This is a genomic window from Sporomusa aerivorans (assembly GCF_041428895.1).
GTDB lineage: Bacteria > Bacillota > Negativicutes > Sporomusales > Sporomusaceae > Sporomusa > Sporomusa aerivorans.
The window spans coordinates 46,474-60,000 of record NZ_CP156926.1; the positions used below are offsets into that span (position 1 = coordinate 46,474).

Sequence of the window (13,527 nt, forward strand, 5' to 3'; positions counted from 1 at the left end):
CGTTTTTTTATTTCAGACAGGCCCAATTTTTGAATCATGGTAATAAATTAGTAAAAAGGTCTATTGGCCTTTTGTGACATAAGATATACGCATATTTAAATATTGAGGAATTTTTTAATGAGTTCACAAAGGAAAGGGAGGCAATTTTTATGTCCTATGACTTTGAAAAGCTAATTAAGCAAGACCGTGACGAACATAAACAATATAAGTTTGATGGTACTATGTTAGATTACCTGACGATCGTAAAAGCGTCTCCCGGGATTGCGGTGTTAGCTCATCAGCGGATGCACGAGCTACTCGTCAAATCCGGCGTAGAGACATTAAAGACCGAAGAACACCCGCGGCTTAAGAGGATTTATGGCAATGATACCCTTAAACGGTATAGCTTCTTTCTGAGTAAGTTTTTCGGTATTGACAAGAGTATCATGAAAATTATGCGGTATTTTCACTCGGCAGCCATGAAAGGCGAAGAATCCCGGCAAGTGTTATACCTGGTTGGGCCGGTGGGGGCCGGTAAATCATCCATTATGGAGGCTTTAAAACAGGCGCTGGAAACGAGTCCGCCGATTTATATGCTCAAAGACTGCCCGATGCGCGAAGAGCCACTCCATCTTATTCCCAAACATTTGCGCCCGCAGTTTGAAGAAATGCTGGGCGTAAAGATTGAGGGCGATTTGTGCCCTATCTGCCGCTACCGGCTGAAGACGGAATATAACGGTGAATTTGAGCGCTTCCCGGTTACAACTTCTGAATTTTCCATTCGCTCGCGAAAAGGCATCGGTGTTGTGCCGCCGGTTGATCCCAATAATCAGGATACTTCGGTATTATCCGGGTCTGTGGATATTTCCAAGCTTGATATGTACCCGGAGGATGACCCGCGGGTATTATCCCTCAACGGCGCTTTCAATGTTGGCAACCGGGGAGTAGTAGAGTTTATCGAGGTCTTTAAAAATGACGTAGAATACCTGCATACCATGATTACGGCTACCCAGGAAAAATCTATCCCGTCTCCCGGCAAGGGAGCAATGATTTATTTTGACGGGATTATTCTGGCTCACTCTAATGAAGCTGAGTGGAATAAATTCAAATCCGACCATACCAATGAGGCCATTCTTGACAGAATTGTCAAAGTAGAGGTGCCATATTGCCTGGAACTTGATGAAGAAGTCAAGATCTACCGCAAGGTGCTAAAGAGCAGCAGCTTTAATGCTCATATTGCGCCCCATACCATTGAGGTCGCATCCATGTTTGCTATTCTTACCCGCCTGTCGTTTTCTTCCAAGGTAGATTCGTTTACCAAGCTTAAAATATATAATGGTGAGGAAATCGTCGAGAAAGGCTCTACCAAAAAGATTGATATCTTTGAACTGCGCGAAGAAGCGCCAAGGGAAGGCATGACAGGCATTTCCACCCGTTTTATTATGAAAGTGCTGGATACGGCGTTATCAGAATCAGAATTCAATTGTATCAATCCCATTGCCGTCATTGAGACCATGGTCAAGGCCACCAAAGAGCTGGCCATCGCCGAAGATGAGAAAAAACGGTATCTGGGTTTCCTGCAGGATACGATCAAGAAAGAGTACAACAAGATACTGGAAAAAGAAGTGACCAAGGCTTTTATTCATGGATATAAGGAGCAGGCCGAAAGCCTGTTTAACAATTATCTGGATCATGCCGAAGCCTATGTAAACGCCACTAAGCTCAAAGACAAAAATACCGGCGAGGAGCTAGAGCCTGATATCAAGTTTCTCCAGTCCATTGAAGAGCAGATTGGTATTATCGGCACGGCCGCCCAGGGGTTTCGCCAGGATGTTACCTCCTATATGTTCACTGTTATGCGTAATGGAGGAAAAATTGAATATTCGAGCTATGAGCCACTCAAAGAAGCCATCGAAAAGAAGCTAACGGCGTCGGTCAAAGAGCTTTCCCGGGTTATTACGCAGGCCAGAGTGCGTGACAAAGAGCAGGACACCAAGTTTAACGCCATGGTAGAAGCCATGAAAGACAACGGCTACTGCCCGCATTGCTGCAATGTGATACTAAAATACGCCGCCAATAATTTGTGGAAGGATTAGTGCGGGAGCGGAGGTGACCTATGGCAATATTTAAGGAAGGGCGCACCGGCCAGTCGGACCGTTCACAATATGACCGTAAACGCCACCGGGAGCTTGTGGAAGATGCTATTAAACGCAATCTGGGTGATATTATTGCCGAGGAAAGCATTATCGGCCAAAATAAAAACAAGAAAATCAAGATACCTATTCGCGGACTGAAAGAATATCAGTTTATTTACGGAAAAAACAACGGCGGTACGGCCAGCGGGACCGGTGAGGAGCAGCGGGGCCAGGTAGTCGGCCGCACCAATTCCCAGCAGGATAAAGGGCCTGGTCAGGCGGGCAATGAGCAGGGAGAAGACATTTACGAAACAGAAATCACTATGGATGAAATTATCAGTTATATGTTTGAAGACATCAGTCTGCCTGATTTGGAGCGAAAGAAATTTGCCGTACAGGAAACAGAGTATAAATATAAAAAATCCGGGTACCAGCGTAAAGGCATCCCGCCAAGACTTGCCAAGAAACGTACGGTAATGGAAAAGCTTAAGCGCCAGCAGGGACTCATCAGAGAAAAAGTATGCACTGAGACCCGGGACGAAGATGGCCGCCGGATACGGGAACGGGTACCTTTCCGCGAAGATGACTTACGTTATTTTCGGGTGAAGGAAGACATTCGCCGTCATTCAAACGCTGTGGTTTTTTGTATTATGGATGTGTCCGGTTCTATGGACCAGAGTAAAAAATATTTGGCCCGGACCTTTTACTTTTTGTTGTATCAGTTCCTGCGCTGGAAGTATGAACGGGTGGATGTAGTATTTGTGGCCCATACCACCGAAGCCAAGGAAGTTAATGAGCGGGAGTTTTTTCATCATGGCGAGTCCGGTGGTACAATGATTTCCAGTGGCTATGCCAAGGCCTTGGAAATCATTGAGCAGCGTTATAACCCGTCGGTATGGAATATCTATGCTTTCCACTGTACAGACGGCGACAACTGGACTGAGGATAACCAGCGCACTGTAGAGAAAGCGCAGGAACTGGTAGGCATTAGTAATCTGATGGGATATGTGGAGATACTGGCTAATTACGGGTATGGCATTACCATACGCCGCGAACTTGAGCAAAAAATAAAAGATAAGAATTTTGTTGTTGTGACGATGGCCCGTAAAGAAGATGTTTGGCCTGCACTTAAACGGATATTGGAAAAAGAATCAGAAGTTGAAGAAAACGCAGGCGCAGATACCGGAGGTGACAGTTAATGGCAGGCGAGTATGTTCTGTCCGATCTGGAAAAATGGAGTGAACAAATTGAAGCTCTTATTGTTCAAAAAGGGCTCTCCTGCTACGAACAGCAATTTGAAATATGCAGTTATGAGGATATGCTATGCTATGAGGCCTATGTAGGTATGCCCGCGCATTATCCTCACTGGAGTTACGGCAAAGCTTACGAGCGGCAAAAGACTTTCTACAGTTATAACCTGACCGGTTTACCCTATGAAATGGTGATCAATTCCGATCCCTGCATCGCGTATTTGATGCGGGACAATACATTGTTGCTGCAAATACTGACAATTGCCCACGTGTACGGGCATAATGACTTTTTTAAAAATAACCGGATGTTTAAGGAGAATACCCGGGCTGAGCTGACTGTGGAGATGTTTAAAACCCACGCCGGCCGGGTTCGGGATTATATGGCCGATCCCAGTATCGGACCGAAAAAGGTCGAGCGGATACTAGACGCTGCCCATGCTTTACGGTTCCAGGTGCGGCGGCAGGGAGAGGGCAAACCGCCGGGAAAGGCAGATTTGGCGAAAGAATCGCCGGATGAAATTCCGGATCGCCTGCAATCCGATTTACTGTGGTTTCTAAGCGAGCGGGGCAAGCTGGCCTACTGGGAGCGGGATTTGATCAGCATTGTCCGTGAAGAAACTTTTTACTTCATGCCCCAGGTAGAAACCAAGATTATGAATGAAGGGTGGGCCAGCTACTGGCATTATACCTTGCTCAATGAATTAAACTTACCGCAAAACCTGCACTTTGAGTTTTTACAGCGGCATAATCTGGTTGTCAGACCGCATGAGGGGCAGCTTAATCCTTACTTTATAGGTTTTAAAATGTTTGAGTATCTGCAAAAGAAGTACGGGCAGGAGAAGATATTTGAAATCCGTCAGCAAGAGCGGGATCAGTCGTTCCTCAGGCGCTATCTGAATCAGGAACTATGTGAAGAGTTGTGTTTATTTAAATACAAAATTCGCGGCGTAGATATCGTGGTGGCCGAAGTTGCTGACGAAGAAGGATGGAAAAGCATTAGGGATGACTTGGTTACTGCAGTCGGGTTGGGAATGGCGCCGGAAATCTGCCCGCGCGGCGTAGAGGACGGTGTGCTGGTGCTGGAGCATATCTATGACGGGCGGGAACTCGAGATGAACTATGCCAAAGAAACTATTAAGTATATCGCCGAATTATGGGGCGGCAGGGTGGACCTCAAAACTAAACTGAATGACCGGGATAAAATTATCCGGTGTACCGAGGATAAGATTGTGTCGGTTTGGGATATATAGAAAAAAGAGCCCCTGGAGATATGCCTCTCCAGGGACTCTTTCGTTTAGATAAAGTATGTTAATCCAATGCGGCGCATAACTTGGAAGGCTAGGCGAAGACCGCCTCTCCCTGTTTAGTCACTTATATTCCTGAGGAATTTCCTCGCCGGTGAGCACACGGTAGGCACCCTCAGCCAGCGACTGCAGTTCGTTTTCGCCGGGTATAACGGTAATGGGGCCAATAAAACCAATATACTCCTCAAGCTTGGCAGTCAGTTGCTTGGAAGCGGCAATACCGCCTGTCAGGATAATATGATCCACTTTGCCGCAAACAGGCACTGCGGCGGCGGCAATGCTTTTGGCGATGGTATAAATCATGGCCTGATAGACAAGGGCTGCCTCACTATCGCCGGTCGCAGCCCGTTGCTCGACCTCGCGGACATCGTTCGTGCCTAAATAGGCTACCAGGCCGCCCCTGCCGGCCAACAACTTGCTGACGGTGGCATAATCTAAGTTTTTATTAATTACCTGTTCGGCAAATTGTCCCGCCGGTACGGTACCGGCCCGCTCCGGCGAGAATGGACCATCGCCGTCAAAGGCATTGTTGACATCAACTACTTTGCCGCAGACGTGGCACCCTATGGATATGCCTCCGCCTAAATGAGCTATAATTAAGTTTAGCTGGTCATAGTCGCGGTTGATACTTTTGGCAAAACGTTTAGCGGTAGCTTTTTGGTTAAGGGCATGAAAAATACTGCGGCGGGTAATCTCGGGCCGGCCGGTGAGCCGGGCAACGGGCATCAGCTCGTCCACAACTACCGGATCAACAATATAGGCTGGGCAGCCGCTTTGTTTGGCCAGCGAATCCGCAAGAATGGCGCCAAAATTAGAGGCATGAGCACCATAGCGATTATGCTTTAAATCATCCAGCATTAGTTCATTTACTAGATAAGTTCCGCTATTGATTGGCTTTAAGAGGCCGCCGCGGCCAACGACGGCGTCTAAGTCACAGATATCCACATTCTGACTGACAAGGAATTCGGTGATTTTCGCCAAACGGTATTCATACTGATCGGCGATAGTGGCAAAGCTTGCGATGGTTTGCGCGTTGTGGCTGATATTGGCGACAAGTTTTTCATTAGTATCCTGGTATAAGGCTATTTTCGTGGAAGTTGAACCGGGGTTAAGGGTTATAATAGTATACGGCATGAAACGACCTCCATCATTTTACAGGCTTTAAATATTAATTCTATTTTAGTATTATTTGTAAGAATTGTTAAGTAAATAATAAGCACTTGGTTATACCAAGCGCAATAGCCCCAAGATAATTAAGATGGCCCCGGGAACATAGGGAAACCGTTTTTTTATATCTTCGGTAGCCAGACGGGAGGCGGCATGGATACCGGCGTAAATTAAAAACATCTGAATGAAGGCCATTATCGCCGGCGTGTAAAGCGGCAGTGGTTTTATTAAAGCGGCTGCGAATGTGGCAACCATATTGTCGACACCCAAGGCCAAACCCAGCAGGATACTCTCAGCAGGGCTTATGGAATGGGAATGATCGATATCTGCTGTTTCCGGGTCGGACATAATGCTGATTACTATCCGCCCCAGCCGAAAGGTAAGGCGGTGATCCTCCGTACCGGTCAGAGACAAGCTTCTTTTAGTGATATACTCCTGGAAGATATTCCAGGTGCCGATCGCAATTAAGAGCAGTGAGCCAGCGGCAACGGCCCAGTGGGTGTTAAGAAAGGAGCCTAAGTAGCCGGATAGGGCCATGGCTAAGCCTGTGCAGACGGCGGTAATGAGACCAACCACCGCCAACGACAGGGGCGGAACTTTTATTGCTTTAAGGCCGTAGGCCGTACCGGCGGCAAAAGCATCCAGGCTGACAGCAAAGCCTAATAAGATTACATATAACATAGTTGCCTCCTATAATTCATTACATTATCCTAAACGGATTAGGCCAAGAATAATTAACAGTGTTCCGGGTAGGTAAGGGAATTTTCTTTTTAGTTTCTCCGGCACATATTTCCTGGTAGAGTGGTAACCGCCGGCAATGCACACCATATGTATAATCCCAATAACAAAAGGCGTATACAGTGGCAGCGGTCCCATCAAGGCTGCAGCAAAGGTGCCTACCATTGCATCAGCGCCTACCGCTAACCCCAGAAAGACGGCCTCCAGTGGACTAATTACCCCCAGTTTGTCAACATCGGCTGTCTCCGGTTTAGCCATAATACTGATTACCAACCGGCCCAAGGAAAAGGTTAGTTTGCGGGCGGTAATCTCGCCATCCATTTCATATGACACGACATTTTTGGTTAAATATTGTTGAAATAAGCTCCATAATCCTAGCAGTATAAGTAGCAGTGAGCCCAGGGCTATAGCGATATCTGTATGGATAAACCGTCCGATCATATAGGCCATGCCCATGGCGAGCGCAGTACAAAGACAGGCTACAATGCCGACAATGCCTAAGGAAGCAAGCGGCATCCGAATATTTTTTAAGCCATATGCGACACCGGCGACAAAGCCGTCGATACTAACGGCTATGCCGAGCAGTAATACATAAAAGATACTCATGAACCATACGCCTCCTGTGTGATGCCGTAGTGGTCTTTTTACGATAGTATATGGTTAGGGGGGAATTTCGGTTACTGATGCTATTATGGGAGGGACTACTATCTTGTCGCTTAGAGGATTTACAGGTGCCTGTGAACTCATCCCGGCAGATAGTTTTGCAGGCAGGCAGATATTTGCAGGATTTTTTTGCACATATGGGGAAAATATAGTAGAATGTAGAATTATTGAGGTGGTTTTGTGCAAGATGGTTTAGATTTTGGGTTAGGTAAAGTACTGCCTATCAAAATTGAAGACGAAATGAAAAATTCTTATATTGACTACGCCATGAGTGTAATTGTTACGAGAGCATTGCCTGATGTCCGTGACGGGCTCAAGCCGGTGCATCGCCGAATACTCTACGCTATGCATGAAGCTGGGATGGCGGCCAATAAGCCGTATAAAAAATCAGCGCGTATTGTCGGCGAAGTTTTAGGTAAATACCATCCCCATGGTGACAGTTCAGTATATGATGCCATTGTCAGAATGGCACAGAATTTCTCCACCCGCTATATGCAGGTGGATGGTCATGGTAACTTTGGTTCGGTCGACGGTGACTCGGCGGCTGCCATGCGTTATACCGAAGTACGTATGTCGCGCATTGCGGAAGAGATGTTGGCCGATATTGAAAAAGATACCGTTAACTTTGTCCCTAACTATGACGAATCTTTGAAAGAACCAGCAGTCCTGCCGGCTAAAGTGCCTAATCTCTTAATAAACGGTTCTTCCGGGATCGCCGTCGGTATGGCTACCAACATTCCGCCGCATAATTTAGGGGAAGTCGTTGATGGCCTTATCATGATGATTGATAATCCTGAAGTAACCATCAATGAATTAATGATGGCCATCAAAGGGCCTGATTTTCCGACAGGTGCTTTGATACTGGGACGGGAAGGCATTAGACAGGCTTATTCTACCGGGCGGGGCAGTGTCCGCATGCGGGCTCAGGCCAGAGTAGAAAATATGTCCGGCGGCAAACAGCGCATTTTGGTGTCCGAACTGCCTTATCAGGTTAACAAAGCCAAACTGATTGAAAACATCGCAGCGCTGGTTCGCGACAAAAGCATTGATGGTATTACTGATCTTCGGGACGAGAGTGACCGGAATGGTATGCGGATTGTCATTGAGCTTAGACGGGATGCCAACGCCGACATCATTTTAAATCAGCTTTATAAACATACCCAGATGCAGGAAACTTTTGGCGTTAACATGCTGGCTCTGGTCAATGGTCATCCCCGAGTGCTTAATCTGCACGAAGTGTTGCATTATTATATTGAGCATCAAAAAGAAGTAATAGTTCGCCGTACACAGTTTGAACTGGCTAAAGCCAAGGCCCGGGCTCATATTTTAGAGGGCTTAAAAATAGCACTTGACCATTTGGATGCCGTTATCACTACCATCAGGCAATCACAAACACCGGAGATTGCCAAAAATGCGTTAATGGACAAGTTTAGCTTAAGTGAGAAGCAATCCCAGGCTATCCTGGATATGCGCCTCCAGCGCCTGACCGGTCTTGAACGCGAGAAAATTGAGATGGAATACAAGGACATCCTGGAAACCATCGAATGGCTGGAAAGTGTATTGGCAGACGAAGGTAAAGTATTAAATATCATTAAAGAAGAACTTCTCGATGTCAGGAAGCGGTTTGCCGACGAACGGCGGACGGTCATCACCAGTGATGTTTCCAAACTGGATGTTGAGGACCTCATTGCCGAGGAAGATATCGTCATTACCCTGACGCATCAAGGCTATATTAAGCGGCTGCCTGTTGATACTTACCGCAGTCAGCGGCGGGGCGGCAGAGGTGTCACCGGCATGGGAACAAAAGAAGAAGATTTCGTCGAGCATTTATTTGTTGCGACAACTCATCATAATCTCTTGTTCTTCACCAGCAGAGGCAGGGTATACCGCCTCAAAGGCTATGAATTGCCTGAAGCAGGGCGCACAGCTAAAGGGACAGCCATTGTTAACCTTCTCCAGGTGGAGAAGGACGAAAAAATTACCGCTGTAATACCTATTAAAGAGTTTAGCGGTAAACGATTTTTGTTCATGGCTACCCAAAAAGGCACCGTCAAAAAATCCGAACTGTTGGAGTTTGATACGGCCCGTAAAGGTGGTTTAATTGCCATTTCCCTTGATGAAGATGATGATTTGATTGGCGTAAAACTTACTACCGGTGAGCATGATATTATTATGGGTACCCGGGATGGTAAGGCTATCGTTTTCCATGAAGCTGACGTAAGAGTTATGGGGCGGACGGCTCATGGTGTAAGAGGGATAAACCTGGAATCAGGCGATCAGGTTATTGGCATGGACGTAGTTAAAAGAGACGGTGAAGTGTTGACGGTAACCTCGGAGGGTTATGGTAAGCGGACGCCGGTTGTGGATTATCGCATAACCGGGCGGGGCGGCAAAGGGGTTATTAACATTAAGCCTAATTCGGCTGAGAAGATTGGCCAGGTAGTTGGCATTAAGGTCGTTCGGCCTGGTCAGGAATTGATGTTGATAACTAGTGACGGTATTATAATCCGGATGGAGATTGATACGATATCTGTTACCAGCCGCAGTACCCAGGGTGTAAAACTTATGCGTACCGATGCGGATGATCAGGTTGTGGCACTTGCCGTTGTTGAAAAGAAAGCAAATAACGATTAACGTTATCGCGCCCTTGATAGGGCGCTTTTTTTTATCCTGATAGAAACTATAACTTTCGCCTGGATAAGGGCAACATCGGCTTCCCTTTCGCCAAAGGCTCGGCGCAAGCCGTGCTTTCTTTATGTTAGGATAATGACATTCGCCTTAAGGCAGGGCGTCAGCCGGGATTTCTTTTTTAATTAATAAAATACGATAAATAGTTATTGACATAACAAGTAGGCTTGTGATAATATAAGCAAGTCGTCCAAAAATGCTGTTCTTGAAATATAACATGCATAACAACGACAAAAAGTACCAAAAATAAAGATGTTGACACGGAGAAAGATACGTGATAACATATAGAAACGTCAGCGCTGCAAGGCAATGACAAACAAACAGAACTGTTCCCTGAAAACTGAACAATGTAAGTAATGCATCAATAACATATAAAATGTTAAAAGCCAGATGTGCGGTGCTCGTTTGAGCACATTAAATAATTTCTTTTAAATTTTATGAGCCAACAAAAGGCTCCATAAATATAACTTTTATGGAGAGTTTGATCCTGGCTCAGGACGAACGCTGGCGGCGTGCCTAACACATGCAAGTCGAACGGTCTGCTGTTCAACACCGAGAGTTTTGGTGATGTGAACTCCGACAGTGTCAAGCGCGAACGATAGAGAGCGCTTCACGCAAAAACAAGTGCCAACACAAGAGCCTTCGGTGTTGGACAGCAGATAGTGGCGAACGGGTGAGTAACGCGTAGACAACCTGCCTCTAAACTGGGGACAACACCGCGAAAGTGGTGCTAATACCGAATGTGGTAACTTGGTTGCATGACTGAGTTAAGAAAGGTGGCCTCTATATATAAGCTACCGTTTAGAGATGGGTCTGCGTCTGATTAGCTAGTTGGTGAGGTAATGGCTCACCAAGGCGACGATCAGTAGCCGGTCTGAGAGGATGAACGGCCACACTGGGACTGAGACACGGCCCAGACTCCTACGGGAGGCAGCAGTGGGGAATCTTCCGCAATGGACGAAAGTCTGACGGAGCAACGCCGCGTGAGTGAAGAAGGTTTTCGGATCGTAAAGCTCTGTCGTTTGGGACGAACGTATCTTGTGTAAATAATGCAAGGTAATGACGGTACCAAAGGAGGAAGCCACGGCTAACTACGTGCCAGCAGCCGCGGTAATACGTAGGTGGCAAGCGTTGTCCGGAATTATTGGGCGTAAAGGGCGTGTAGGTGGATTTTTAAGTCTTGTGTCTAAGTGCGGAGCTCAACTCCGTATGGGCGCAGGAAACTGGGGATCTTGAGTGCAGGAGAGGAAAGTGGAATTCCCAGTGTAGCGGTGAAATGCGTAGATATTGGGAGGAACACCAGTGGCGAAGGCGACTTTCTGGACTGTGTCTGACACTGAGGCGCGAAAGCCAGGGGAGCGAACGGGATTAGATACCCCGGTAGTCCTGGCCGTAAACGATGGGTACTAGGTGTAGGAGGTATCGACCCCTTCTGTGCCGGAGTTAACGCAATAAGTACCCCGCCTGGGGAGTACGGCCGCAAGGTTGAAACTCAAAGGAATTGACGGGGGCCCGCACAAGCGGTGGAGTATGTGGTTTAATTCGACGCAACGCGAAGAACCTTACCAGGGCTTGACATTGAGTGAAAAACTAAGAGATTAGTTCCTCCCTTCGGGGACACGAAAACAGGTGGTGCATGGCTGTCGTCAGCTCGTGTCGTGAGATGTTGGGTTAAGTCCCGCAACGAGCGCAACCCTTATCCTTTGTTGCCAGCACGTTATGGTGGGAACTCAAGGGAGACTGCCGCAGACAATGCGGAGGAAGGCGGGGATGACGTCAAGTCATCATGCCCCTTATGTCCTGGGCTACACACGTACTACAATGGGCTTAAACAAAGCGAAGCAAGCCTGCGAAGGTAAGCGAAACGCATAAACAAGCTCTCAGTTCGGATCGGAGGCTGCAACTCGCCTCCGTGAAGTCGGAATCGCTAGTAATCGCAGGTCAGCATACTGCGGTGAATACGTTCCCGGGCCTTGTACACACCGCCCGTCACACCACGAAAGTTGGAAACACCCGAAGCCGGTGGGGTAACCGCAAGGAGCCAGCCGTCTAAGGTGGGGCCGATGATTGGGGTGAAGTCGTAACAAGGTAGCCGTATCGGAAGGTGCGGCTGGATCACCTCCTTTCTAGGGAGACTACGGATTTGAAACATAGTCCGAAATCCTAGGTCGGCGATGCCATCGAGGGAGTCTACAGGTTGTAGATTTCTGATAGACCGTCGTAAACAAGTCTATCTTAATTCGATGTGCGGACATCTGGCAAAGCATTACGATACTAGACGCACCATATGCGGTGGCTGTAGTATCACTTACATTGTTTGGTTTTGAGGGAATGTTCGTTACCAGAAGTTACTGGTTGAAATAGACGAGTGACTGTGATAACATAGATATTCCTGAAACAACATATCCAGTGACGATAGCTGTGGGGTTCCACCTGTTCCCATACCGAACACAGTAGTTAAGCCCACAAACGCCGAAGGTACTTGGCTGGAAACGGCCCGGGAGATTAGGAAGTCTGCTGGTTCTTCTCGATATTCGAGGTTCGACCTGCGACCTTCGACAAAAATCGAAAGTCTAACGTCGTAATCGATAGTCGAGAAAGTGTTCCTTGAAAACTGCACAGAAGAAAGCAAAGTAAAGTAATACCTCTCATATGCAAATATGTAGAAGTAACTTAACGAACGCGCAATTAGGATTTATACTGAAGGTAAAGCGTAAGCTAAACCCTCGGCACAGTAAAATGTAGCCGAGAGGCTGGCTAGCGTGCATCAGATGCTAGGCGCGGCGAGCACCGAAGCGGAGGCGTACTGGAAAGTACGTTGAGCATCGGAGCGCAGCCTGCAACAACGCAGATGGTGTGCGATAGACAGTCGACAACTGAACTAAGTCAAGTTGTTAAGGGCATACGGTGGATGCCTAGGCGCCAAGAGCCGAAGAAGGACGCGGTAAGCTGCGAAAAGTCATGGGGAGCCGCAAGCAGGCATTGATCCATGAATATCCGAATGGGGGAACCCGGCGGTGGTAATGCACCGTCACCTAGCGATTGCTAGGAGGGCACCCGGGGAACTGAAACATCTAAGTACCCGGAGGAAAAGTAATCAAACGAGATTCCCTAAGTAGCGGCGAGCGAACGGGGAAGAGCCCAAACCCTGTTCGACATTGGATTTTCGACATGCGACATTCGAAGGGAGACGAAAGTCTAACGAACCTCATCGAAAGTCTAAAGTCGAAGGTCGAATGTCGAGCAGGGGGTTGAGGACCGGCGTAAGTTTAGCCAGGCCTAGTCGAACTACCTGGAAAGGTAGGCCGCAGAAGGTAAAAGCCCTGTAAACGAAAGGCAGAGCTAAATGGCCGGAATCCAGAGTACCACGGGACACGAGGAACCCTGTGGGAAGCAGGGGGGACCACCCTCCAAGGCAAAATACTCCTTGGCGACCGATAGCGCATAGTACCGTGAGGGAAAGGTGAAAAGCACCCCGGGAGGGGAGTGAAAGAGAACCTGAAACCGTATGTCTACAAGCAGTCGAAGACCCTTATGTGGTCAACGGCGTGCCTATTGAAGAATGAACCGGCGAGTTACAGTAACTAGCGAGGTTAAGTGGAA

7 protein-coding genes and 3 rRNA genes (1 of these 10 only partly in view) are annotated in these 13,527 nt (G+C 47.5%); 7 read left to right on the plus strand and 3 right to left on the minus strand.

Annotated features, from left to right (window positions below; genetic code table 11):
- Positions 1–149: 149 nt before the first annotated feature.
- Genes SATMO3_RS00190 through SATMO3_RS00200 form a run of 3 tightly spaced genes read left to right on the plus strand, consistent with a single transcriptional unit; the run spans position 150 to position 4,614 of the window.
- The gene (locus tag SATMO3_RS00190) at positions 150–2,075 is read left to right on the plus strand and encodes a serine protein kinase (protein WP_371375848.1); all 1,926 of its coding nucleotides are present in this window, start codon (positions 150–152) and stop codon (positions 2,073–2,075) included.
- 20 nt (positions 2,076–2,095) lie between these two features.
- The gene (gene yhbH, locus SATMO3_RS00195; protein WP_371375851.1) at positions 2,096–3,313 is read left to right on the plus strand and encodes a sporulation protein YhbH; all 1,218 of its coding nucleotides are present in this window, start codon (positions 2,096–2,098) and stop codon (positions 3,311–3,313) included.
- A complete protein-coding gene (locus tag SATMO3_RS00200) occupies positions 3,313–4,614 on the plus strand; it encodes a SpoVR family protein (protein ID WP_371375853.1) in 1,302 nt (433 codons plus the stop codon). The genes yhbH and SATMO3_RS00200 overlap by 1 nt, the downstream gene beginning before the upstream one ends.
- Positions 4,615–4,731: 117 nt before the next feature.
- On the opposite strand, the gene buk is transcribed toward SATMO3_RS00200, so the two are convergent.
- The 3 genes from buk to SATMO3_RS00215 form a co-directional block, all read right to left on the minus strand.
- A complete protein-coding gene (gene buk / locus SATMO3_RS00205) occupies positions 4,732–5,802 on the minus strand; it encodes a butyrate kinase (protein ID WP_371375855.1) in 1,071 nt (356 codons plus the stop codon).
- A gap of 90 nt (positions 5,803–5,892) precedes the next feature.
- Positions 5,893–6,516, minus strand: a complete 624-nt coding sequence (gene ytaF / locus SATMO3_RS00210; protein ID WP_371375857.1) for a sporulation membrane protein YtaF — start codon at positions 6,514–6,516, stop codon at positions 5,893–5,895.
- 24 nt (positions 6,517–6,540) lie between these two features.
- Entirely contained in the window at positions 6,541–7,179 is a 639-nt protein-coding gene (locus SATMO3_RS00215) for a manganese efflux pump (RefSeq protein WP_371375860.1), read from the minus strand.
- A 237-nt stretch (positions 7,180–7,416) separates the two neighbouring features.
- Between SATMO3_RS00215 and gyrA the strand changes: the two genes are divergently transcribed.
- The 4 genes from gyrA to SATMO3_RS00235 form a co-directional block, all read left to right on the plus strand.
- Positions 7,417–9,870 (plus strand): DNA gyrase subunit A, encoded by a 2,454-nt coding sequence (gyrA, locus tag SATMO3_RS00220; protein ID WP_371375862.1) that lies wholly within the window; start codon positions 7,417–7,419, stop codon positions 9,868–9,870.
- A gap of 523 nt (positions 9,871–10,393) precedes the next feature.
- Positions 10,394–12,050, plus strand: a 16S ribosomal RNA gene (locus tag SATMO3_RS00225).
- Between the two features lie 279 nt (positions 12,051–12,329).
- Positions 12,330–12,447, plus strand: a 5S ribosomal RNA gene (rrf, locus tag SATMO3_RS00230).
- A gap of 361 nt (positions 12,448–12,808) precedes the next feature.
- Positions 12,809–13,527 (plus strand): 23S ribosomal RNA (locus SATMO3_RS00235); it runs 2,279 nt beyond the window's last position.
- Together the 16S, 23S and 5S rRNA genes form the textbook arrangement of a ribosomal RNA operon.